The following is a 23,616-nucleotide window of genomic DNA, read 5'->3' on the forward strand; positions in this document are numbered from 1 at the left end:
TCAATGGACGCTCTGCGTCCGCTTTTGGGACGCGGAGCGTCGCGGGCTGCATTCCCCACGCAGAGCGTGGGAACGATCACAGCAGGGCGCAAATCTGCGACAATCCGCCCCCTGCGCCACTAGACGACTTTTGCGTACCTGATGACTGACGAATCGCCTTCCATCGACAAACTGCTGAAAAACCTCGATCACGCCATGCTCGCCGACCGCCACCGGCTGCGGCGGCAGTTGCTTGAGCTGCGCAAGAAACCTGACGAGGCCAAGCTGGCCCAGTGGGTGACGCGCATGCAGGCGTCCTGTGACCAGGTGTTGGCGCGGCGTGCCAGCCTGCCGGTGATTCGTTACGACGACAGTTTGCCGATCGCCGCCAAGCGCGATGAAATCAAAGAAGCGCTGCTCAAGCACCAAGTGCTGATCATTGCCGGCGAGACCGGCTCGGGTAAAACCACTCAGTTGCCGAAGATCTGCCTGGAAATCGGTCGCGGCCAGCACGGCCTGATCGGCCACACCCAGCCACGTCGAATTGCCGCCCGCAGCGTGGCCAGCCGCGTTGCCGAGGAACTGGCGACACCCTTGGGCGCGCTGGTCGGCTATCAAGTGCGGTTCGAGGACCAGAGTGATTCCAACACCCTGATCAAGCTGATGACCGACGGCATCCTGCTGGCGGAAACCCAGAACGACCGCTACCTCGAACGCTACGACACGATCATCGTCGACGAAGCCCACGAACGCAGCCTCAACATCGACTTCCTGCTCGGTTACCTGAAAACCCTGCTGCCGCGTCGGCCGGACCTGAAAGTCATCATCACCTCGGCGACCATCGACCTGGAGCGTTTCTCCAAGCACTTTGATGACGCGCCGATCGTTGAAGTCTCTGGCCGTACTTTCCCGGTAGAAACCTGGTATCGCCCGCTGACCCTGGAGCAGGATGAGGAGGGCAATCGCGTCGAGGACGACTTGACCGTGGATCAGGCGATCCTCGCCACCCTCGATGAAATCGCCGCGTTCGAACGCAGCGAGCGCAAGAGCCCTGGCGATGTGCTGGTGTTCCTGCCCGGCGAGCGCGAGATTCGCGACGCCGCCGACATGCTGCGCAAGGCCCAGCTTAAGCACACCGAAATTCTGCCGCTGTACGCACGTCTGTCGCCGGCCGAACAGCAGCGGATTTTCCAGTCGCACCCGGGCCGTCGTGTGGTGCTGGCGACCAACGTTGCAGAAACTTCGCTGACCGTGCCGGGCATTCGTTACGTGATCGACAGTGGCACCGCGCGCATCAGCCGCTACAGCTACCGCGCCAAGGTCCAGCGCCTGCCCATCGAAGCCATTTCCCAGGCCAGCGCCAACCAGCGTAAAGGTCGTTGCGGACGGGTCGAGCCGGGCATCTGCATCCGCCTCTATGGCGAAGAAGACTTCATCGGTCGTCCGGAATTTACCGACCCTGAAATCCTGCGGACCAACCTCGCGGCGGTGATCCTGCAGATGCTGCATCTGCGCCTCGGCGAGATCACCGATTTCCCGTTTATCGAGCCGCCGGATGGCAAAGCCATCAGCGACGGTTTCAACCTGCTGCAAGAACTCTCGGCGGTGGACCGCAACAGCCAGCTGACCCCGCTTGGCCGCCAGTTGGCGCGCCTTCCGGTGGACCCGCGCATGGGCCGAATGCTGCTGGAAGCGGCGAAACTCGGCAGCCTTCAGGAAGTGCTGATCGTTGCCAGCGCCATGTCGATTCAAGACCCGCGCGAACGTCCGCCGGAGCGTCAGCAAGCGGCGGATCAGGCCCACGCACAATGGAAAGACGTGGACTCGGACTTCGCCGGGCTGGTCAATCTGTGGCGTGGTTTTGAAGAGCAGCGTCAGGCGCTGACGGCGAGCCCGTTGCGCAACTGGTGCCGCAAGAATTTCCTCAATTACCTGCGCCTGCGCGAATGGCGCGACTCGCACCGTCAGCTGAGCCTGATCTGCCGCGACATGCAGTTGAGCCTCAACAAAGAGCCGGCGGATTACCCGAAACTGCACAAAGCCGTGCTCTCGGGCCTGCTCAGCCAGATCGGTCAGAAAACCGATGAAGGCGATTACCTCGGTGCCCGTCAGCGACGCTTCTGGATTCACCCGTCCTCCGGGCTGGGCAAGAAGCGGCCGCAATGGCTGATGACCGCCGAACTGGTGGAAACCACCAAGCTCTACGCACGCATGGTCGCCAAGATCGACTCCGACTGGATCGAACCGCTGGCCGGGCACCTGATCAAGAAAAACCACTTCGAACCGCACTGGGAAAAGAAGCGCGGTCAGGTCGTGGCCTTCGAGCAGATCACCCTGTTCGGGCTGATCGTGGTCGGTCGCCGGCCGGTGCATTACGGGCCGATCGACCCGGTGGTGTCTCGTGAGTTTTTCATTCGCGAAGGCCTGGTGCGCGGCGAGATTCAATCCAGGGCCAAGTGCCTGACGGCCAACCAGCAACTGCTGGAACAGCTCGACGAACTGGAAGCCAAGGCCCGTCGTCGCGACATTCTGGCCGACGAAGAAACCCTGTTCGCTTTCTACGATGCGCGACTGCCGGCGGAGATCCACCAGACCGCGACTTTCGACAGCTGGTATCGGGTCACGAGCCAGAAAGACCCGCAGTTGCTGATCATGCGTGAAGAGGACGTGCTGGCCCGTGAGGCCAGCGAAGTCACCGCCCTGCATTACCCCGACACCTTGCACATCGGCGATCTGGAACTGGCCCTCAGTTACCACTTCGAACCGAATCACCCGCGCGACGGTGTGACCTTGCGTGTGCCGGCGCCGCTGTTGCCGATGTTGCCGCCGGAACGCCTGGAATGGCTGGTGCCTGGCGTGATCGAGGCCAAATGCATTGCGCTGGTGCGCAACCTGCCCAAGGCCCTGCGCAAGAATTTCGTGCCGGTGCCGGACTTCGTCAAAGCCGCGTTGCAGCGCATGACCTTCGCCGACGGTTCGTTGCCTCAGGCGTTGGGCCGCGAGCTGCTGCGCATGACGGGCGCGCGGGTCAGCGATGATGCGTGGGCGGAAGCGGAGCAACAGGTCGAAAGTCATCTGCGGATGAACCTGGAAATCGTCGATGGCCAGGGCAAGTTCCTCGGCGAAGGGCGAGATCTGGCCGAGCTGACCGCACGTTTTGCCGAGGCCAGTCAGGCCGCGTTGGCTGTGCCGCAAACCGCGAAAAGCCAGCAGCCGGTGGAGGCGAAGGTGTTCGCCGCTGTCGCCGAAAAGACTCAACAGAAAATCGCCGGGCTATCGATGACGGTCTATCCGGCGCTAGTGGAAGAGAGCGGCACGGTCAAGGAAGGGCGGTTCTCGACCCCGGCCGAAGCCGAGTTCCAGCATCGCCGCGCCTTGCAGCGCTTGTTGATGCAGCAATTGGCCGAGCCGGCGAAGTTCCTGCGCGGCAAGTTGCCGGGGCTGACCGAACTGGGCCTGATGTACCGCGACATGGGGCGTATCGACAGCCTGGTGGAAGACATTTTGCTGGCCAGTCTCGACAGCTGCATTCTCGACGGCGAAGACCCGTTGCCGCGTGATGGTGCGGGTCTGGCGGCGTTGGCTGAGCGTAAACGCGGTGGCTGGACCGAGCATGCGGAGCGTCTGGCGAAACTGACGCTGGAGATTCTCAAGCTCTGGCACGGCCTGCAAAAACGCTTCAAGGGCAAAATCGACCTGGCACAAGCGGTGGCCCTGAATGACATCAAGCAGCAGCTCAGCCATCTGGTGTATCCGGGGTTTGTCCGGGAAACGCCGATGCAGTGGCTCAAGGAACTGCCGCGCTACCTGAAAGCGGTCGAGCAGCGCTTCGAGAAAATCGGCGCTCAGGTGCAGAGGGACCGGGTCTGGAGCGGCGAACTGTCCGGTCTCTGGGCCCAATACCAGGCCCGCGCCAACAAGCACGCCCAGGAAGGCAAACGCGATCCGCAGCTGGAGCTCTATCGCTGGTGGCTGGAGGAATACCGGGTTTCGCTGTTCGCCCAGCAGTTGGGGACCAAAGTGCCGATCTCCGACAAGCGCCTGAACAAGCAATGGACCCAGGTCGAACCGTAGAACCAAGGCTTTGCGCATTACCCTGTGGGAGCGGGCTTGCCCGCGATGGCGGCCGGCCATTCGACATAGATGTTGGATGTGCTGGCCTCATCGTCGGAACGCCGCCCGGGGCAAGCCCGCTCCCACAGGTCAGGTGTTGTGTCAGGAGGTGCTTCATCCAGCAAAGAGGGGCCAAAACCCAATGTTTATGGCAAACTTCGCGCCTATAAACGCCGGTCCCGCGGTTTTGAGCCTCTCAAGGTTCGGGCGGTACGGAATAAAGCGATGCCAGGTGTGCTTCCCGTGACGGAAACAGACCCTTTGTGTGTTGGTACGTCGGTGCCAACGCTTTCTGCCTGAACAGATTAGAGAAACGACCATGCATAACGTCGTCATCAGCGGCACCGGCCTGTACACCCCGGCCAACAGCATCTCCAATGAAGAGCTGGTGCAGTCTTTCAACGCTTACGTCGCGCAATTCAACGCCGACAACGCCGATGCCATCGCCCGTGGCGAAGTCGAAGCGTTGACCGAATCCAGCGCTGCGTTCATCGAAAAAGCGTCCGGCATCAAAAGCCGCTTTGTCATGGACAAGGACGGCATCCTCGACCCGCAACGCATGGCACCGCGTCTGCCTGAGCGTTCCAACGACGAGTGGTCGGTGCTTTGCCAAATGGCCATCGGCGCGGCCGAACAAGCCTTGCAACGTGCGGGCAAAACCGCCGCCGACATCGACGGCGTCATTGTTGCCTGCTCCAACCTGCAGCGCGCCTACCCGGCCATCGCCATCGAAGTCCAGGAAGCGCTGGGCATCCAGGGTTTCGGTTTCGACATGAACGTTGCCTGCTCCTCGGCGACGTTCGGCATCCAGGCGGCCGCCAACAGCGTGCAACTGGGCCAGGCCCGGGCGATCCTGATGGTCAACCCGGAAGTCTGCACCGGTCACCTGAACTTCCGCGACCGTGACAGCCACTTCATCTTCGGCGACGCGGCCACTGCGGTAATCATCGAGCGGGCTGACCTGGCGACGTCCAAGTATCAGTTCGACGTGGTCAGCACCAAGCTGCTGACCAAGTTCTCCAACAACATCCGCAACAACTTCGGCTTCCTCAACCGCGCGGCGGAAGAGGGCATCGGGGCCAAGGACAAACTGTTCGTGCAGGAAGGCCGCAAGGTGTTCCGCGACGTTTGCCCGATGGTGGCCGAGCTGATCGCTACCCACCTGGAAGAGAACAAGCTCAACGTCAGCGACGTGAAGCGTTTCTGGTTGCACCAGGCCAACCTCAGCATGAACCACCTGATCGTCAAGAAACTGCTGGGCCGCGAAGCCACGGAAGAAGAAGCACCGGTGATTCTCGACACCTACGCCAACACCAGTTCCGCCGGTTCGGTGATTTCGTTTCACAAGCATCAGGACGATCTGGCCGCCGGTTCCTTGGCCGTACTCAGCTCGTTCGGCGCGGGTTACTCGATTGGCAGCGTGATTTTGCGCAAGCGTTAAAACGAGGTCGCAATGGCTGTTGCTGACGACACCCAACTGCTCGAACGCCTGTTGGCGGGAGAGCAGAGGGCTTTCAAGGAATTGGTCAGCACTTACCAGAGCCCCATGCGCGCGGTGGCTTACGCGATCGTCGGCAGCCGGCATGCCGACGAAGTGGTGCAGGACGCGTGGCTGTCAGTCGTGCGCAACCTGAGCAAGTTCGAGGCGCGGTCGAGCCTCAAGACCTGGTTGCTGACCATCACCGCCAATGCGGCGAAGGGTCGATACAAGCAAAACCGTCGCGAAGTGCTGCTCGATGACCTTCCATCGCCCCATGGCACGATCGATGATGATCGTTTTTCGCCCGGCGATGGTCATTGGCTGGTGGCACCGTTCGCCTGGCACCAGGACACCCCAGAGGCGTTGCTCACCGAAAACGAGCTGCGCGAATGCCTCGAACACACCTTGCTCAGCCTGTCGGAACTGCAAAGCAGCGTGTTGCTGTTGCGCGAACGTCAGGGCCTGGAACTGGAAGAGATCTGTAATCTTCTGGAACTCTCGCTCTCCAATGTTCGCGTGCTGCTGCATCGGGCGCGCTTGAAGGTCTTTGCGACCGTAGAGCATTTTGAGGAAACCGGCGAATGCTGACCTGTAAGGAACAAGTGGCACGTTCCAGTGATTATCTCGATGGCCAGTTGAGCTTTCGGGAGAAGTTGATGGTGCGGCATCATTTAATGTTCTGCCCTAATTGCCGGCGGTTCATTCGTCAGATGCGGCTGATGCAGGCGACGTTGCGCGTCTTGCCGGAAGAGGCAGTGCCGGAGGTCGATGCACTCGCTGAACGCCTCGCTGCAGAGCGTCGCAAGGACATTCCGTAAAGTCGTGGAGTCACCGTGGGGAAGAGAAGCAGGCCGGCGTGGATGCATCGAACGGATGATGGGGATCGATCCATCCGCGCCAGACTGTAAAGCGCCTCAAGCATCCATGACCTGAGGCGTGGAACGGTACTGCTTAGAACTTGGCTTCGGCGTCCAATTGCAGGGTGTTGATGTCCGAATCTCTGATCGTGGCGTTGGTGAAGTCAGAGTTAGCCATTAAGTACGTCGCACCCACGGCGAAGTTCTTGTCCAGCTCGTAGCTCACTTTCAACTTGCTGCCACGCGAACCGGTGAAACCGTTGGCGAAGTCGGAGTCGGTGAAGGCGCCAACCACGGCGTTACGCTGTACGTCGCGATAGTTGTAGTCCACGGCGAAACCGTAAATCTTGGTCTTGATACCGGCCAACCAGGCAGAGTCCTGATCGTTGCTGGCATCTTTGTTATTGACGTACTGACCGTAGAACGAGAGCGGCAGTGGCAGGCCGGTGATGTCGATCTGACCAAAGCCTTCGTACAGTTTGAATTGCTCGTTCGGGGTGTTGCCGTTGGTGGCCAGCACGGATGGAATGCTGGTGCCGCCTGCGGTGATGTCGTCGTCGTTGTCGTAGCCGTAGACGCTGCCACCCAGGGTCAGTTTCAGGTTGTCGGTGAGGGCGAAGCGCGCGCCTAACTGGCCGGCGTACAGACGCAGGTCGTGTTTGAACTGCACGCCGTCGCCGTCGACGTTGTCCTTGAGGGTGTAGTGGCCGGCGCTACCGAACAGTTCGGTGCTGGCGCCCAGCGGGTATTTGTAAGTCAGTGCCAGACCTTCCGGGCTGATGTCGCTATCCCAGATGATGTCGCCCATGCTCACCCATTGCTGTGGCATCTTGCCGCCAACGACGTGCAGGTTTTTGGCGAAACCCGGATGGTAGTCGACGTAACCCTGGTCCAGCCAGATCGACTTCTTGTCGAAGTAGTTGTCCAGGCTCTGGTTGGTGGAACGCGCGTCGTCGTTGTTACCGGTGGCGATACGGATACCGGTGTCGACTTGCGGGTTGATTTCGGTGTAGGCACCCAGGCGGGCACGAATGCGCTGACGATCCTGGTCGCGGTTGTTGGAAACGCCATCGTTCTTGACCGTCTCCTGACGGAAACGCACGTCGCCCTTGAATTGGGTCTTGGCGGCCCAGGCCAGTTTCTGGTCGAAGGTGCTCAGTTCATTGGTTTTCTTCGCGGTTGCCGCGATTTGCTCGTTGGTCTCTTGCTGAGCCTGACGGGCGATTTGCTGATCTTTCTGATCCCTGGCCAGCTCGGCTTGCAGTTCGCCGTATTGCGCGTTGGTAATCGAGCCGTTTGCCTTAAGCATGTCGAGCAGTTTGGCGTCGACTGCGGCGCTGGCCGGAACACTCATGGCCAGCAGCAGACCGCCACACAGGACCGCCGCAGTTTTCGTGGAAGCAAGACGCATATCAATCTCCGAAGATGTAAGGGGATGACTGAGCCATCCGGGACACAACCGACCATTGACGGACGGAAACAGTGGCCGGGTAGAACCCGACGCTCTAAAAACTGGCGCCAGTATCGCGATCGTTTATGACAGAGCAGTGGCAAAGTGATGGCGTCTCGATGACGATAAAAAGACGGTCTGAACTTTTGATCCAAAGCTCTGTCGGCGATTTTTGGCGGATGTGCAATGGCGGGCGATAGGCGATACTCGCCAGGCTGTTACGCGAAGAAGTAGAGAGGGTGTCGATGCCGCTGCAACGTCTGGAAAGCCTGTCCGATATTGGTCCGCACACGTGGGATGCCCTGGTGCCGGATAATCAGCCGTTCCTGCGCCATGCCTTCCTTAGCTCACTGGAAGACAGCGGCAGTCTCGGGCCCCATTCCGGGTGGCAACCTGAGCATTTGTTGCACATCGAAGCGGGTCGGCTAATCGCCGCGTTGCCCAGTTACCGCAAATGGCATTCCTACGGCGAGTACGTGTTCGATCACGCCTGGGCCGATGCCTGCGAGCGTGCTGGCATCGACTATTACCCCAAGCTGTTGACCGCCGTGCCGTTCAGCCCCGTCAGCGGGCCGCGATTGCTGGCGGCCACGGTCGAGGACGGCTTTGAATTACTGAACAGCCTGCCGGGCTACCTTGAGATCGAAGAGCTTTCCAGCGCTCACATCAATTTCACCGACCCTTTCACCGACGCGGCCCTTGCCGAACAACCCGGCTGGTTGCAGCGAATCGGCTGTCAGTACCACTGGCAGAATCGCGGTTACCGGGATTTTCAGGACTTCCTCGACGTCCTCAGTTCGCGCAAACGCAAGCAGATGCGCAAAGAGCGCGAGCAAGTGGCGGGGCAGGGCATTGATTTCGAATGGCTGGAAGGCAGCCAACTGGATCAGGCGCAGTGGGATTTCGTCTATGCCTGTTACGCCAATACCTACGCGGTGCGTCGGCAAAGGCCCTATCTGACGCGGGAATTTTTCAGTTTGCTGGCCGAGCGCATGCCCGAATCCATTCGCGTGGTGCTGGCCAAACAAGGTTCACGCCCCGTAGCCATGGCCTTCAGCCTGGTGGGCGGCGACAGTTTTTATGGGCGTTACTGGGGCTGCCTGGCGGAGTTCGACCGTCTGCACTTCGAGACCTGCTTCTACCAGGGCATGGACTACGCGATTGCCAACGGCTTACAGCGTTTTGATGCCGGCGCCCAGGGTGAACACAAGTTGATTCGTGGGTTTGAACCGGTGATCACGCATTCCTGGCATTACCTGCGTCACGCGGGATTGAAAGCGGCGGTTAAGGACTTTCTGGAGCAGGAGAGGGTTGGCGTGCTGGCTTACGCTGAGGAAGCGAGGACCGCGTTGCCTTATCGGCAAGAGTGATCTTTGCAATCCGCCAGGCCCACGGTTGACGGGTTGTAGCGGTTGTAGCGGTTGTTCAGGTTGTCTCGGATCATTGTGGGAGCAAGCTCACTCCCACAGGATCAGTGTTGTTCATTCAGTTCAATCGATACCGACAAACCCGCCTGTCTGGTGCTGCCACAGCCGCGCATACAATCCGCCATGCGCCAGCAGTTCGGCGTGGGTGCCGGTTTCGGCGATCTTGCCTTTTTCCAGGACCACCAGCCGATCCATTCGGGCGATGGTCGAGAGCCGGTGGGCGATGGCGATCACGGTTTTGCCTTGCATCAGGGTTTCGAGGCTTTCCTGGATCGCGGCTTCGACTTCGGAATCCAGCGCCGAGGTCGCCTCGTCCATGATCAGGATCGGCGCGTCCTTGAGCAGCACCCGAGCAATCGCAATCCGCTGACGCTGGCCGCCGGAGAGTTTCACCCCGCGTTCACCGACATGCGCATCGAAACCGGTGCGGCCTTCGGCGTCCGACAGCAACGGAATGAACTCATCGGCGCGGGCCTTGTGCACTGCTTCCCACAGATCGGCGTCGGTGGCATCGGGCCTGCCGTACAGCAAATTGTCGCGGATCGAACGGTGCAGCAACGAGGTGTCCTGGGTGATCATGCCGATGCGCTCGCGCAGGCTTTCCTGGCCGACTTCAGCGATGTTCTGCCCATCGATGAGGATTCGCCCGCCCTGCACGTCATAGAGGCGCAGCAGCAAGTTGACCAAGGTCGATTTACCCGCGCCTGATGGTCCGATCAAGCCGATTTTCTCACCGGGCTTGATCGTCAGGTTGAGGTCGCCAATGATCCCGCTCTTCTTGCCGTAGTGAAAATCCACGTGCTCGAAACGCACTTCGCCACGGGGCACGGTCAGCGGTTTGGCCTGATCGCGGTCGGTGATGCTGACCGGTTGGGCGATGGTCCGCAAACCGTCCTGGACCATGCCGATGTTTTCGAAGATGCCGGTGACCACCCACATGATCCAGCCGGACATGTTGACGATACGAATCACCAGGCCTGTCGCCAGGGCAATCGCGCCCACCGAGATCAGCGACTGCGTCCACAGCCACAGGGCCAGGCCGGTGGTGGTGACGATCAGCAAGCCGTTCATGCTGGTGATCGCCACGTCCATGCTGGTGACCACGCGCCCGGCCAGTTGGGCTTTTTCGGTTTGCTCCTTGATGGCTTCCTTGGCGTATCGCTGTTCATGGTTGGTGTGGGCGAACAGCTTCAAGGTGGTGATGTTGGTGTAGCCGTCGACGATCCGTCCCATGAGTTTGGAGCGTGCATCGGAGGATTGCACCGAGCGGTCCTTGACCCGAGGCACGAAGTAATAAAGCGCGCCGATGAACCCGGCGATCCAGGTCGTCAGCGGGATCATCAGACGCCAGTCGGCTTCGGCAAACAGCACCAGCGCGCTGATGGCGTAGATCAGCACATGCCAGAGGGCGTCAACTGCCTGGACGGCGGAGTCGCGCAGAGCGTTGCCGGTCTGCATGATGCGTTGGGCAATGCGCCCGGCGAAGTCGTTCTGGAAGAAATTCAGACTCTGTTTGAGTACGTAGCGGTGGTTCTGCCAGAGAATCAGGCTGGTCATGCCGGGGGTCAGCGTCTGGTGCACCAGCAGGTCGTGCAGGCCGAAGAATATCGGCCGCAGAATCAGGGTCACTACCACCATCCAGGTCAGTTCAAGTGCGTGATCCTGGAAGAAATCCGGGTTCGGCGTGCCTTGGGCCAGGTCGATGATGCGGCTCAGGTAGTTGAACAGCGCGACTTCGATCAATGAGGCGAACAGGCCGACAATCAGCAGGGCGGCGAAACTCGGCCAGACCTGCTTCAAGTAATAGGTATAGAAGGGGAGAACCCGATCCGGCGGAGCCGCCGTCGGAGCGTCACGGAATATGTCGATCAATTTCTCAAAACGGCGATAAAGCATCAGTTCTCCGCCCGCGCGCGGGCTCTCCTTTAAACGATATGAGCGGCGCCGGAGACCGGCAGCCGCTCAAGCACTCCTGTGCAGATTAGTCGATAACTTTGGCTGACTTGATGAACACAGGGTCGGCCGGCACGTCTTTCATGCCGCCGCGAGTGGTGGTTGGCGTGTTGACGATGATGTCCACCACGTCCATGCCTTTGACGACTTTACCGAACACGGCATAACCATCACCGCTGTCGAGGAAGTCGTTGTCTTTGACGTTGACGAAGAACTGGCTGGTGGCCGAATCAGGATTGGAGGTCCGGGCCATGGACAGCGTGCCACGCACGTTATGCAAGCCGTTTTTGGACTCGTTCTTGATCGGCGCCTTGGTTTCTTTTTGCTGCATTTGTTGAGTGAAACCACCGCCCTGAACCATGAAGCCAGGAATCACACGGTGAAAAATCGTGTTGTTGTAGAAGCCGCTGTTGACGTAATCAAGGAAGTTCTTGGTACTGATTGGCGCCTTGACCGAATCCAGTTCGATTTCGATCTGGCCGTTGGTAGTTTCCAGCAACACGTGCGGTGCCTTGGCGACAGGTGTTGCGGCCATCAGGTTGGCGGCAAACAGAACGGAGCCGGCGACGAGGGCGATTTTTTTCAGCATGGGTCAGTGATCCTGAGTGGGGTGGTGTCGACTGCGGTGAGAAACTCGAGCAGGGTTTGGTTGAAGCGTTCGGGTTGATCCAGCGGGGTGGCGTGGCGCGAATCGGCGATCACCACCAGCCGCGCATCGGGCAGCAGTTTTACGTAGGTTTCCTTCAGCGATACCGGCGTGTAATCGCGGTCGGCGCTGACGATGAGGGTTGGACAGGCGACCTTCGAAAGTCGTTCCTGAACGCCCCAGCCAACGATGGCATCGAAGCTGGCGAGATAAGCATGTTTGTCGTTTTTTGCCCAGCGCTCGGCCATCTTTTGGCGCAAATCAGCTTGTTCGGGTTTGGGGAACAGCTTGGCGCCCAAGGCCTTGCCGATGGTGCCCAGACTGAGGACTCGCATCAGGCTCCAGCGCTTGAACCACTGCCAATAATCGTCGCGGCTGCGCAGTTTGACCTCGGGTGCACTGTTGACGATGCACAGGCTTTTAAGCATTTGCGGCTGATCCACCGCCAGCTGAAAACCGATCATGCCGCCCATGGACAAGCCCACGTAATGCGTGGGGCCGAGGTTCAGGTGTTCCATCAGTGCGACCAGGTCGGCGCTGAACCCGGCGATGCTGTAGCGCTCCCGGGGTTTGTCGGAGCGACCATGACCACGCACATCCGGAACGATCACGCGGTATCGGGCGGACAGCGCCGGGATCTGCTTTTCCCAGTCCAGGGTGCTGGAACCCAGCCCGTGAACCAGCAGCAACGGCGTGCCGTGACCGTATTCCTCATAGTGCAGGTTGCAACCTTCATGTTCGAAATAGGCCATGCGGATACTCCATGTCAGGCTTGTTCAGGGGCGGCGAACGGCGCATCCAGCGGCGCGGTGTCAAAGGTGCGCAGCAGCTCGATCAGAATCTGCGTCGCCGGGCCCAAGGGTTTGTCCTTGTTCGAATACAGATAGAAGCTCGGGTTGCGGCTGCCACCCTGGTCCAACGGTAGCAGCTTGAGCGTACCTTCCTGAAGTTCGCGTTCGATCATGTGCCGGGGCAGCCAGGCGAAACCCAGGCCGCTGCTGACAAACGTCGCCGCGGTGGCCAGACTGCCGACGGTCCAGCGCTGTTCGGCGCCGAGCCAGCCGACGTCTCGAGGTTGCTGGCGACCGGAGTCGCGGATCACCACTTGCATCTGAGTTTCCAGATCCTGGAAGTTCAGTTCGCGGTTCAGACGATGCAACGGGTGTTCGGGATGGGCGACGGCAACGAATTCGACGTCACTCAATTCCGCACCCAGATAGCCCGGAATACTGAAACCAGTGATCGCCAGGTCGGCCACGCCTTCCAGCAGGACTTCCTCCACACCCGACAGCACTTCTTCGCGCAGACGCACCCGGCAGCCACGGCTTTGCGGCATGAACGCGGTCAAGGCGCGGACGAGGCGGGCGCTTGGGTAAGCGGCGTCGACTACCAGCCGCACTTCCGCTTCCCAGCCTTGCTCCATGTGGTGGGCCAGGTCTTCGAGCTGGCTGGCCTGTTTCACCAGTTGCCGCGAGCGGCGCAGCAACACGCCGCCGGCTTCGGTCAGCACCGCTTTGCGGCCGTCGATGCGCAACAGCGGCACGCCGAGTTGGTCCTGCATACGCGCCACGGTATAGCTCACCGATGATTGCGAGCGGTGAAGCGCTTCGGCGGCCTGGGCGAAACCGCCGTGGTCGACCACGGCTTGTAAGGTTCGCCATTGATCAAGGGTCACGCGGGGCGCTTTCATGAATAGCTCCTCTTGTCCTAAGCTGGCAGTCCTTATTGGAGACTGCTGAATGAGAAAATTCTGTTGTGTGCTGTTGGCGATGCTGCCGCTGACCGCGTTTGCTTATCCGATTGATGTGGAGAAAAACCTCAACGGCATGAAGATCGACTACAACGCCTACGACACGGATAACGATATCGCCTCCATACAGGTCAACAACTACGGCGACACCGATGCGATCTGTAAGGTGGTTTTCAACAATGGCCCGGAAGCACCGCGCACCCGCTCTATCGAAGTGGCCGCCGGCAAACACAAAAATGCCACCGCCAAATTCACCCGGACCATTATCAAGATGCGAATCAACCTGACCTGCAACCCCAAATGACATGAAACACTGTAGGAGCGAGGCTTGCCCGCGAAGGCGGTGTTTCAGTCGACATCGATGTTGAATGACACGGCCCCTTCGCGGGCAAGCCTCGCTCCTACAGTGTAAGTATGCTCAGCTTATAAACGAATTTATTGATGGGTTGTAGCAGTTATTTGCGCTTTTTCATCGATATGACTCTGTTTAACCTTCACTCCATCGCCTTACAGCATTCTCAGATGGAGCCTACATCCCATGTCACGCGTTCTGATCATCGAAAGCAGCGCCCGTCAGCAAGACTCGGTTTCCCGCCAGTTGACCCAGACATTCATCAGCCAGTGGAAAGCCGCGCACCCGAACGACCAGATCACCGTGCGTGACCTCGCCGTCAACCCGGTGCCGCACCTGGACATCAATCTGCTCGGTGGCTGGATGAAACCTGCCGAACAGCGCAGCGACATCGAACAGGTCTCCCTGGAACGCTCCAACCAGTTGACCGACGAACTGCTGGCCGCCGATGTGCTGGTCATGGCCGCGCCGATGTACAACTTCGCCATCCCGAGCACCCTCAAAGCCTGGCTCGACCATGTGCTGCGTGCCGGTGTGACCTTCAAGTACACCGAGACCGGCCCGCAAGGTTTACTCAGCGGCAAGCGTGCCTACGTGCTGACTGCTCGCGGCGGGATCTACGCTGGCAGCACAGCCGATCACCAGGAACCGTACCTGCGTCAGGTGATGGGTTTCATCGGGATTCATGACGTGACCTTCATTCACGCCGAGGGCATGAACCTGGGCGGTGACTTCCAGGAGAAAGGCCTGAACCAGGCCAACGCCAAGCTTTCCCAAGTGGCTTGAGGCTTTAATCGCCAGATAATCCCTTGATGTTCAAGTGGCCTGGCGCAACCCCTTCAAGGCTTTACGCGCATCGAACCTCCCTTTGCACTTGTTGCTCCTGAGTGCTGTCGCCCGATTGAACGCTTTAGCGAGATCGGGCTTTTTTTTGCCTGGGATTTGGTGGCCGAACATACAAACCCTGTGGGAGCAAGCTCGATCCCACAGGGTTTTGTGTGTGACCAGCAATTCGCGGTGATGGGCAAAACCCGCTATCGTCGCCGCCATTCGAAACGAGGCGAGCATGGGCTATCTACTTTTTGTCACGCTGATCCAGGCGTTTTCCTTCAGTCTGATCGGCGAATACCTGGCCGGTCATGTCGACAGCTACTTTGCGGTGCTGGTGCGTGTGGTGTTGGCGGGGCTGGTGTTCATTCCGTTGACGCGCTGGCGTTCGGTGGAACCGGCGTTCATGCGCGGCATGCTGCTGATCGGCGCGTTGCAGTTCGGCGTGACCTACGTCTGCCTGTACTTGAGCTTCCGGGTGCTGACGGTGCCGGAAGTGCTGCTGTTTACCATCCTCACACCGCTGCACGTGACCCTGATCGAAGATGCCCTGAATCGGCGCTTCAATCCGTGGGCGCTGGTGGCGGCACTGGTAGCAGTGCTCGGTGCGGCTGTGATTCGTTACGACCGGATCAACCCGGATTTCTTCATGGGCTTCCTGCTGCTGCAACTGGCCAACTTCACCTACGCCGCCGGGCAGGTCCTTTATATGCACCTGGTGGCGCGCCATCCGAGCGATCTTCCGCATTACCGACGCTTCGGCTACTTCTACCTGGGCGCGCTGGCGGTGGCATTGCCGGCGTTCCTGATGTTCGGCAAACAGAACTTCCTGCCCGAGGCGCCGTTGCAATGGGGCGTGCTGGTGTTCCTCGGCCTGGTCTCGACTGCGTTGGGGTTGTATTGGTGGAACAAGGGCGCCTGCCTGGTGAATGGCGGAACGCTGGCGGTGATGAACAACCTGCATGTGCCGGTGGGGTTGCTGATCAACCTGCTGATCTGGAATCAGCATGAAGAGCTGGGGCGGTTGTTCCTGGGTGGGTCGGTGATTTTGATGGCGGTGTGGATTAGCCGGTTGGGTGTACGAAAGTCTTTGGCGGTCACCTGACCCCTGGTGGCTTGGTGCTGTTGTACCGCGATACGTAGCGCAGCCCATTGACTGGCGGGGCATACAGGCTGTGCTAGTGTTTCGGAACCAATTCTTCACCTTTGGGCCCCAGCCATGGACGAGACGATTGTTGACGTGACCACCGCGAAGTTCAACGCGTTAATCACGGTGATACAAGTGTATGGCGCCGCTTTCGCGGTGAAGATTCTCACCGCAATCGCCTTCTGGATCGTCGGGCGCTGGCTGATAGGCTTTGCTGTCGGCATGGTGCAGCGGGCCCTGGCCAAGCAGAAGGTCGACCCGACCGTTCTGCGCTATGTCGGCTCAGCCATTACCGTGACGCTGAATATCATTTTGGTGATCGGTATTCTCGGCTACCTGGGCATGCAAACCACGACCTTCGCCGCGCTGCTCGCCGCGGTCGGTCTTGCGATCGGTCTGGCCTGGTCGGGGTTGCTGGCCAATCTGGCGGCGGGCGCGTTTATTATTGTCCTGCGCCCATTCAAGGTCGGTGACTTCATTTGCGCAGGCGGGGTGACAGGTACGGTCACCGAGATCGGTCTGTTCGCTACCGCTATCAACACCCCGGATAACGTGCTGACTCTGGTCGGTAACAACAAGATTTTCAGCGACAACATCCAGAACTTCACCCACAACCCGTTCCGCCGTGTCGAACTGAAAGCACAGCTATCGGGCGCGGCCGACTGGAAAGCGGCGGCGGCTTTGCTCAAACAACACATTGCTGCAATCCCCAACGTGCTCGCCGAGCCTGCGGTGGAGGTCGAGATTCTGGAGTTCAACCTGGTCGGTCCGGTGTTGGCGGTGCGTCCTTACTGCCACAACGAGCACTATTGGCAGGTGTATTTCGACACCAACCGCACCATCAAGGATTCCCTCGGTGAAGCCGGTTTCCCGGCTCCGATGCCGGCGCAGACGGTGATCATCCAACAGCAGGCCGGGTGAGCCTCACACCTACACACCATGGTCCATAAGGAGCTGTAGCGTCAGGTCAACGGCAGCGATGCAAACCCATATGGGAGTGCGGTTCTACATGATGTGTTTTTCGGGTTCAGGGATATGGCTCGCGCCTAACATGGCCGGGAGTAACCCTGCCCGTAAATCCCCGCCACTGGGCTGCTGATAAAGGCTCAACCCAAACTCCGGCAGCACCGCCAGCAGGTAATCGAAAATATCCCCCTGAATCCGCTCGTAATCTGCCCACGCGGTGGTGCGGGTGAAGCAGTAGATTTCCAGTGGAATGCCCTGCGCGGTGGTTTGCATCTGGCGGACCATGCAGGTCATGTTCGGCTGGACCTCCGGGTGACTCTTCAGATACGCCAGCGCATAGGCGCGGAAAGTCCCGATGTTGGTCATCCGCCGACGGTTGGCCGACATCGCCGCGACGTTGCCCTGAGCCTCGTTCCAGGCTTTGAGTTCGGCCTGTTTGCGGCTGATGTAATCGGTCAGCAGATGCACCTGGCTCAGCTTCAACTCTTCGTCATCGCGGATGAACCGCACGCCGCTGGCATCGATGAACAGGCTGCGCTTGATCCGTCGGCCTCCGGACTGCTGCATGCCGCGCCAGTTTTTGAATGATTCGGACATCAGGCGCCACGTCGGGATCGAAACGATGGTCTTGTCGAAGTTCTGCACTTTCACCGTGTGCAGGGTGATGTCGACCACGTCACCATCGGCACCGACTTGCGGCATCTCGATCCAGTCGCCGACCCGCAGCATGTCGTTGCTGGTCAGCTGCACGCTGGCAACGAACGACAGCAGCGTGTCCTTGTAGACCAACAGAATCACCGCCGACATGGCGCCCAGGCCTGACAGCAACAACAGCGGCGAGCGGTCGATCAGCGTGGCGACGATGATGATCGCGCCAAACACGTACAAGACCATTTTCGCCAGCTGCACGTAGCCTTTGATCGAACGGGTGCGGGCGTGTTCGGTGCGTGCATAGATGTCCAGCAGCGCGCTGAGCAAAGCGCTGACCGACAGCACCAGAAACAGGATGGTGAATGCCAGTGCAACGTTGCCGAGGAAAATCAGGCTGGTCTTGCTCAGTTCCGGCACCAGGTACAGGCCGAACTGGATCACCAGCGACGGCGTCATTTGCGCCAGGCGATGAAAGACCTTGTTGTGCCGAAAGTCGTTGATCCAGTGCAGGGCTGGTTGGCGACCGAGCATTTTGGTCGCGTGAAGAATGAGATAGCGCGCCACTCGTCCGAGGACCAGCGCCACCACCAGCAGCAGGATCAGCGCCAGGCTGGAATGCAGGAGCGGGTGCTGATCAAGGGCACCCCAGAGGTCTTGGACGTTGAGCCAGAGCTGTTTGATATCCATGGGCGAAAACCGTTCTTCTGTAGGACGCGACGGGGCGATTAGAGCATTTAAGACGCTTTGCATGACGTTTGGAGACAAATCAGGCAACAAAAAAGCCACTGTTTACCGTCGTTTGCATAAAGAAACTCGGCCTCGGCGCTCGAAACCGTTACCCTATGCAGCTGTTTTTTTGTATTTCTTCGAGGTAGCACCCGTGTTTTCCCAATTCGCCCTGCACGAACGCCTGCTCAAAGCCGTGGCCGAGCTTAAATTTGTCGAGCCAACGCCTGTGCAAGCAGCGGCTATTCCGCTGGCGCTCCAAGGGCGTGACCTGCGGGTGACAGCGCAAACCGGTAGCGGCAAAACCGCTGCATTCGTTTTGCCGATCCTCAACCGTCTGATCGGCCCGGCGAAAGTCCGCGTCAGCATCAAGACCCTGATCCTGCTGCCGACCCGCGAGCTGGCCCAGCAGACCATCAAGGAAGTCGAGCGCTTCGCGCAATTCACGTTCATCAAGTCCGGCCTGATCACCGGCGGTGAAGACTTCAAGGTCCAGGCCGCCATGCTGCGCAAGGTGCCGGACATCCTGATCGGTACGCCGGGCCGGATGATCGAGCAACTGAACGCCGGCAACCTCGACTTGAAAGAAGTTGAAGTGCTGGTGCTCGACGAAGCCGACCGCATGCTCGACATGGGCTTTGCCGAAGACGTGCAGCGTCTGGTGGAAGAGTGCACCAACCGTCAGCAGACCATGCTGTTCTCGGCCACCACCGGTGGTTCGGGCTTGCGCGAGATGGTCGCCAAGGTCCTGAACAATCCAGAACACTTGCAACTGAACAACGTCAGCGATCTGAACGCGACCACCCGTCAGCAGATCATCACCGCTGACCACAATCAGCACAAAGAACAGATCGTGAACTGGCTGCTGGCCAACGAGACCTACCAGAAGGCCATCGTGTTCACCAACACCCGGGCCATGGCCGATCGTATCTACGGCCGCCTGGTGGCGCAGGAATACAAAGCGTTCGTGCTGCACGGTGACAAAGACCAGAAAGATCGCAAACTGGCCATCGACCGCCTGAAGCAGGGCGGCGTGAAAATCCTCGTCGCCACCGACGTTGCCGCTCGCGGCCTCGACGTGGAAGGCCTGGACCTGGTGATCAACTTCGACATGCCACGCAGCGGCGACGAATACGTTCACCGTATCGGTCGCACCGGCCGCGCCGGCAACGATGGCCTGGCCATCTCGCTGATCTGCCACGGCGACTGGAACCTGATGTCGAGCGTCGAGCGCTACCTCAAGCAGAGCTTCGAGCGCCGCACCATCAAGGAAGTCAAAGGCACCTACGGCGGGCCGAAAAAGGTCAAGGCATCGGGCAAAGCCGTTGGTGTGAAGAAGAAAAAAGTCGACGCTAAAGGCGACAAGAAGAAAACCGGCGCCAAGGCCCCGACCAAACGCAAAATCGCCAATCGCCCGAAGACCGACGCCCTGTCGCTGGTCAGCAAGGACGGCATGGCGCCGCTCAAGCGCCGCAAGCCGGAAGCGCCGGCTGCTGAATAAAGCGCCGTAGCGATCCCAAAAAAACCCGGACAGTGTCCGGGTTTTTTTACGTCCAGCGTTTGTCAGCTTCCCAACAGCCCTCGGGTGTCCGCATCAAAGCGTTGTTTGGCTTGATCAGCCTTCGGTTTGAGTAACGCGAGCAGCGCGGCCTCACTGTACAACTGAGTCACCGCCAGTTCCCTGGGCGTCGGCTCAATCGGGATCAGCACGTCCTCAGTGTCTGCATGCAGCCAGATCGCCACCAAGTGCAACGCCGAAACAAACAGAACCCGCAGTTCAACGGTTTTACCCTGCAGTTGCGGCGACTGTTCCGCCAGTTTCAACGCACCAACTGTCGCGGCCGCCATGGCCCCGTGGTTCAGCGAAGAGAACTCGACATGGCCACGGACATCAGCCAGTTGCGCATCGGCAATCGTCACGCCATCGGAAAACACCAGGTAATGCCAATCACCCACCTTGGCGTTTTTCAGGCCTTTGCCCTGGCTCACGTCCTCCAGGCTGAGCGAGTAGCCACGGTAAGCCTCGCTGAGGCTGATTTTGCCGGGTGTGGCGCTGGCGAACTGGCGATTGATGCCAAAGCCTTGGGTTTGCAGGGCGGCTTGAAGTGCCGGACGCAATGTCTGCACGCCGTTGGAAGGCGCCTTTGGATAAGTCAGTTGCATGATGTCGCCCTCCTAGTTTTTAGCGGTGAAGTAAGTGTGGGTCCAGTTGCCGCCGCCGTTGTAAGAACCGGGGAACGAATTCAACGCGCGGACCGAGTAGCCGTAGATCGAGTCCGCAACCAGCACGTAATTACCGTTGGTGCCATAGATCGCCAGGAAGTGCGCACCGCCGCCGTACCAGGCACAGCGCAAACCGATCGGTCGGCCCATGTTGATCTGGTTCTGGATGGCCGACATCTGCAGCGACCCCTGATTCATGCCGTTGAAACTGCGGGTAATCGTCAGGGCTGAATCCAGATAGCCGTACACGTTGCAGGGCCCCGGTTGACTGCAGCAGTTGCGGTCCAGCGCGGTGGTGGCCACGCCGCATTGGGTCCAGGACCCGGTGCCGTAATAGTTGCCGACCGAGGCGGAAACGGCTGCCCAACACCAGTTGGTCTGGGTTTGTTTCTGCATCGTGAAGTTTAGGCTGGCAGCAGCCTGTGCACTGAGGGGGGCAGCCGATTTTACATCGGACAGTTGCGGGTTGAGCAGTCGACCGGTCAGGCACCTTGGCAGGGTCTCGCCGGTGAGTTGCGTTGCTTCAGTGGTTAACATTTTTCAATCCTCCATGAGTGAAAACTAGCGTCCAGCTAGTGGGTCTGTAGCGGTGTTGCTGAGCGATCGGCGTGTGCGGTTTGCCATGCTGGATGGCCGACTCCGATCCGGGCTCAAGGTAACCCTAGGCAGGTATATGCGTTTGTGCAAATAACTAAATGCACTAGCGCAAATTCCAGATCGAAAGAACGGCACCTTAAGCAGCGCCGGAGGAACCGTCATTCTTGCGTTTCGATGACTGAAGGCTGCAATCCCTGGTTTCAGCTCTCAGCCTTTTTATCCGCCGTCTTCAGCTCTTTCAATCGCTGATCAATTAGCTGGCATTTGTCGGGCAGATCCGCACTTGCGGTGCCCAGATCCATCTTCTGCAACTCATCGTTGATCTCCTTGGCCTTGGCCGGATTCTGTTCCGTGAGTCTGGTGACTTCCTTGGCCAGTTGTTCGCGCTTGGCGGTGGCTTCTTCAGGAGTGCAGGCCCAAGCGGGGAGGGCGCAGGAAAATGTGGCGACGAGGGTGAGCGTCATTAGCGTTTTCATGGAAAGCCTCGAGTTCCGTGTTGGGCGGTTAAACGGTGGAGGCTCCGCCTTGCCGAAAGTTCAGCTTTCTGTAGCACATCGTCTTTCGGAAATGCCCTGTCAGTCGAGGTCGCTTTTTTTGAATGCATTGGGAAAATTCCTACGCGCTAGCAGGAAGAAGCTGATTCTACCGTGACCGTTCGTCGCCCAATCTACTCGAGTGGATCCATTTATTGACGCCAAAATAGTGGCTCACTAATATCGCGCCACTATTGTGCTATCAGTCTCCATTTCGAGGGATCGAACATGTACCCATCCGCCCTCGCGGCGAGATTGTGCTTGGCTTTGCTGTGCCTTTCTCCGCTGAATCTTGCTTACGCTGCTCCCACGCCAGGGGAAACCGACCTCATCCGTGAACGCCAGGATCGCCTGCTCGAAGAGCAACGTCGGCGTCTCGACGAGCTCAAGGAGTTACCCGGCAAGGCGGTCAAACCCGCCGCACCGACTGCGCCCGCTGACACCCGTTGTTTCCCCATCAAAGACATCGAGCTCAAAGGCGCCGACAGCCTCTCCGAAAGCGAGAAAAATCGTCTGCTCAAGCCTTACATCGGCCAATGCCTGGGCGTTACGCAGCTCAACGAACTGCTGAAAGTCATCACCGATCACTACATCGAAAAAGGCCTGGTCACCAGCCGTGCCTACTTGCCGCAGCAGGATTTGTCCGGCGGGCATCTGAAGGTGCTGGTGGTTGAGGGCAAGCTCGAAGGGTTGAAGGGTGCGCAGGGCAGCAAGTTGTCGGACCGCGAGTTGGGCATGGCTTTTCCCGGCAAGGCCGGTGAGCTGGTCAATCTGCGGGAAATCGAGCAATTGGTCGATCAGCTCAACCGTCTGCCATCGAATCAGGCGCAGATGGAATTGGCGCCGGGCAAGAATGTCGGCGGCAGCGAAGTGCTGGTCAAGAACACGCCGCAAAAGCCGTGGCGTGCCGGGTTGTCTCGCAGCAACGAGGGGCAGCGCAGCACCGGTGAGCAACAGTGGGGCGCCACGTTTGATTGGGACAGCCCGTTGGGTCTGGCGGATCAGTTGAATCTGCGCGGTGGTCACGATGCGGTGAGCGATCACCAGCACACCTCCAACAACGCGCTGCTCGATTACAACCTGCCGTGGGGCTGGTGGAACTTCAATTACAGCTACAGCCAAAGTGAGTACCGCTCGCAGGCGCAAGCCAACGGTTTCAATTTCAAGCAGACCGGCGACAGTGAAAACCACCAACTGCGCGTCGAGCGGGTGATCCATCGCGACGCCGTGAGCAAGACCTCCCTCAGCACCGGCCTCTCTCACCTGCGCACCAACAACTTCATCGAAGACAGCAAGCTCAAGCTGAGCAGCAACCGCATCAGCGAAGCGCAGTTCGGCATCAACCACGGTCGGCGAGTCGGCGGTGCCTTCGTCAACATTGACCTCGGCATGCAGCAAGGCATCGGCGCGTTCGATGCGCAGGGCAACGGTCACCCGGGCCCCGGTGAGCCGGATGCGCGCTACCGCAAATACACCGCCACCGCGAGCTACCTGCACCCGTTCAAGGTGTGGGGCGAGTCGTTCAGTTTCAGCAGCCTCATGACCGGGCAGCGCAGTGAAGACGTGCTGTTCAGCCCGCAGCGCACCAGCCTCGGCGGGCAGTCGTCGATCCGTGGTTACAAGGATCAATCCTTGTCTGGCGACAGTGGCGGTTACTGGCGCAACGACCTGCGCTGGAGCCGTCCGGTGACCCTGGAATGGCTGCGCCCGGTGTTCGCCGAATACGGCACCAGCCTCGGTTACGACCAGGGCGTGATCCGTGGCAATCGCTACAACGGCGATCAGCACGGACGCATGTCCAGCAACTCGCTGGAGTTGTTTGCTCGGGGTCAGCACTTGGCCGCCAGCGTGACCTTTGCGCATTCCCTTGAACGCCCAGACGCGGTGACCGAGCGCGAAGCGCCGATCTATTTCCGCATGGATTTTTTCCTCTAATTT

At 59.5% G+C, this 23,616-nt stretch carries 19 protein-coding genes and 1 pseudogene; 11 read left to right on the forward strand and 9 right to left on the reverse strand.

All coding sequences use genetic code 11. From position 1 onward, the window contains the following. The first annotated feature begins 141 nt into the window (after positions 1–141). The 4 genes from hrpA (at position 142) to ACYZT8_RS07240 (ending at position 6,390) form a co-directional block, all read left to right on the forward strand. Positions 142–4,053, forward strand: coding sequence for an ATP-dependent RNA helicase HrpA (gene hrpA / locus ACYZT8_RS07225; protein ID WP_461980141.1), 3,912 nt, complete (start codon positions 142–144; stop codon positions 4,051–4,053). Positions 4,054–4,411: 358 nt separating this feature from the next. Continuing rightward, positions 4,412–5,533, forward strand: coding sequence for a beta-ketoacyl-ACP synthase III (locus tag ACYZT8_RS07230; protein WP_461980142.1), 1,122 nt, complete (start codon positions 4,412–4,414; stop codon positions 5,531–5,533). Between the two features lie 12 nt (positions 5,534–5,545). Further along, positions 5,546–6,160, forward strand: a complete 615-nt coding sequence (locus ACYZT8_RS07235; RefSeq protein WP_461980143.1) for an RNA polymerase sigma factor — start codon at positions 5,546–5,548, stop codon at positions 6,158–6,160. Continuing rightward, positions 6,154–6,390: an anti-sigma factor family protein gene (locus ACYZT8_RS07240; RefSeq protein WP_461980144.1), complete on the forward strand. Its 237-nt coding sequence runs from the start codon at positions 6,154–6,156 to the stop codon at positions 6,388–6,390. Before ACYZT8_RS07235 ends, ACYZT8_RS07240 begins: the two co-directional genes overlap by 7 nt. Positions 6,391–6,523: 133 nt before the next feature. On the opposite strand, the gene ACYZT8_RS07245 is transcribed toward ACYZT8_RS07240, so the two are convergent. Then, positions 6,524–7,840 carry a putative porin gene (locus ACYZT8_RS07245; RefSeq protein ID WP_461980145.1) on the reverse strand — a complete coding sequence of 439 codons (1,317 nt, stop codon included), beginning with the start codon at positions 7,838–7,840 and terminating at the stop codon, positions 6,524–6,526. Between the two features lie 284 nt (positions 7,841–8,124). On the opposite strand from ACYZT8_RS07245, the gene ACYZT8_RS07250 reads away from it, so the two are divergent. After that, positions 8,125–9,249 carry a GNAT family N-acetyltransferase gene (locus ACYZT8_RS07250; protein WP_461980146.1) on the forward strand — a complete coding sequence of 375 codons (1,125 nt, stop codon included), beginning with the start codon at positions 8,125–8,127 and terminating at the stop codon, positions 9,247–9,249. Positions 9,250–9,369: 120 nt separating this feature from the next. Here ACYZT8_RS07250 and ACYZT8_RS07255 read toward each other — a convergent pair whose 3' ends face one another. From ACYZT8_RS07255 to ACYZT8_RS07270, 4 genes and pseudogenes are all read right to left on the reverse strand, one after another. After that, the gene (locus ACYZT8_RS07255; RefSeq protein ID WP_461980147.1) at positions 9,370–11,202 is read right to left on the reverse strand and encodes an ABC transporter ATP-binding protein; all 1,833 of its coding nucleotides are present in this window, start codon (positions 11,200–11,202) and stop codon (positions 9,370–9,372) included. Positions 11,203–11,287: 85 nt separating this feature from the next. Further along, the gene (locus ACYZT8_RS07260) at positions 11,288–11,848 is read right to left on the reverse strand and encodes a peptidylprolyl isomerase (protein WP_461980148.1); all 561 of its coding nucleotides are present in this window, start codon (positions 11,846–11,848) and stop codon (positions 11,288–11,290) included. A gap of 3 nt (positions 11,849–11,851) precedes the next feature. Further along, positions 11,852–12,657, reverse strand: a pseudogene (locus ACYZT8_RS07265) (alpha/beta fold hydrolase). A gap of 14 nt (positions 12,658–12,671) precedes the next feature. Beyond that, positions 12,672–13,595 carry a LysR family transcriptional regulator gene (locus tag ACYZT8_RS07270; protein ID WP_461980149.1) on the reverse strand — a complete coding sequence of 308 codons (924 nt, stop codon included), beginning with the start codon at positions 13,593–13,595 and terminating at the stop codon, positions 12,672–12,674. A 49-nt stretch (positions 13,596–13,644) separates the two neighbouring features. Here ACYZT8_RS07270 and ACYZT8_RS07275 point away from each other — a divergent pair, with 49 nt between their 5' ends. The 4 genes from ACYZT8_RS07275 to ACYZT8_RS07290 all read left to right on the forward strand — a co-directional run bounded on the left by ACYZT8_RS07275 (position 13,645) and on the right by ACYZT8_RS07290 (position 16,903). Beyond that, a complete protein-coding gene (locus ACYZT8_RS07275; RefSeq protein ID WP_461957704.1) occupies positions 13,645–13,959 on the forward strand; it encodes a 3-phosphoglycerate kinase in 315 nt (104 codons plus the stop codon). 234 nt (positions 13,960–14,193) lie between these two features. After that, the gene (locus ACYZT8_RS07280) at positions 14,194–14,793 is read left to right on the forward strand and encodes an FMN-dependent NADH-azoreductase (protein WP_102594234.1); all 600 of its coding nucleotides are present in this window, start codon (positions 14,194–14,196) and stop codon (positions 14,791–14,793) included. 280 nt (positions 14,794–15,073) lie between these two features. Further along, positions 15,074–15,940 carry a carboxylate/amino acid/amine transporter gene (locus tag ACYZT8_RS07285; RefSeq protein WP_461980150.1) on the forward strand — a complete coding sequence of 289 codons (867 nt, stop codon included), beginning with the start codon at positions 15,074–15,076 and terminating at the stop codon, positions 15,938–15,940. 114 nt (positions 15,941–16,054) lie between these two features. Then, positions 16,055–16,903: a mechanosensitive ion channel family protein gene (locus tag ACYZT8_RS07290; RefSeq protein ID WP_461980151.1), complete on the forward strand. Its 849-nt coding sequence runs from the start codon at positions 16,055–16,057 to the stop codon at positions 16,901–16,903. A gap of 84 nt (positions 16,904–16,987) precedes the next feature. Here ACYZT8_RS07290 and ACYZT8_RS07295 read toward each other — a convergent pair whose 3' ends face one another. After that, entirely contained in the window at positions 16,988–18,286 is a 1,299-nt protein-coding gene (locus tag ACYZT8_RS07295; protein ID WP_461980152.1) for a mechanosensitive ion channel family protein, read from the reverse strand. Positions 18,287–18,479: 193 nt separating this feature from the next. Here ACYZT8_RS07295 and ACYZT8_RS07300 point away from each other — a divergent pair, with 193 nt between their 5' ends. Next, a complete protein-coding gene (locus ACYZT8_RS07300) occupies positions 18,480–19,826 on the forward strand; it encodes a DEAD/DEAH box helicase (protein WP_008153197.1) in 1,347 nt (448 codons plus the stop codon). A 62-nt stretch (positions 19,827–19,888) separates the two neighbouring features. Here the strand turns inward: ACYZT8_RS07300 and ACYZT8_RS07305 are convergent, their stop codons facing one another. The 3 genes from ACYZT8_RS07305 to ACYZT8_RS07315 all read right to left on the reverse strand — a co-directional run bounded on the left by ACYZT8_RS07305 (position 19,889) and on the right by ACYZT8_RS07315 (position 21,621). Continuing rightward, positions 19,889–20,488, reverse strand: a complete 600-nt coding sequence (locus tag ACYZT8_RS07305; protein WP_461980153.1) for a hypothetical protein — start codon at positions 20,486–20,488, stop codon at positions 19,889–19,891. 12 nt (positions 20,489–20,500) lie between these two features. After that, positions 20,501–21,085 (reverse strand): papain-like cysteine protease family protein, encoded by a 585-nt coding sequence (locus tag ACYZT8_RS07310; RefSeq protein WP_461980154.1) that lies wholly within the window; start codon positions 21,083–21,085, stop codon positions 20,501–20,503. Positions 21,086–21,345: 260 nt separating this feature from the next. Beyond that, on the reverse strand, positions 21,346–21,621 hold the full coding sequence (locus ACYZT8_RS07315) for a hypothetical protein (protein ID WP_461980155.1): 276 nt from the start codon (positions 21,619–21,621) through the stop codon (positions 21,346–21,348). Between the two features lie 285 nt (positions 21,622–21,906). Here ACYZT8_RS07315 and ACYZT8_RS07320 point away from each other — a divergent pair, with 285 nt between their 5' ends. Next, on the forward strand, positions 21,907–23,613 hold the full coding sequence (locus ACYZT8_RS07320; RefSeq protein WP_461980156.1) for a ShlB/FhaC/HecB family hemolysin secretion/activation protein: 1,707 nt from the start codon (positions 21,907–21,909) through the stop codon (positions 23,611–23,613). Positions 23,614–23,616: the final 3 nt, after the last annotated feature.

Source organism: Pseudomonas sp. LB3P93 (genome assembly GCF_054898025.1).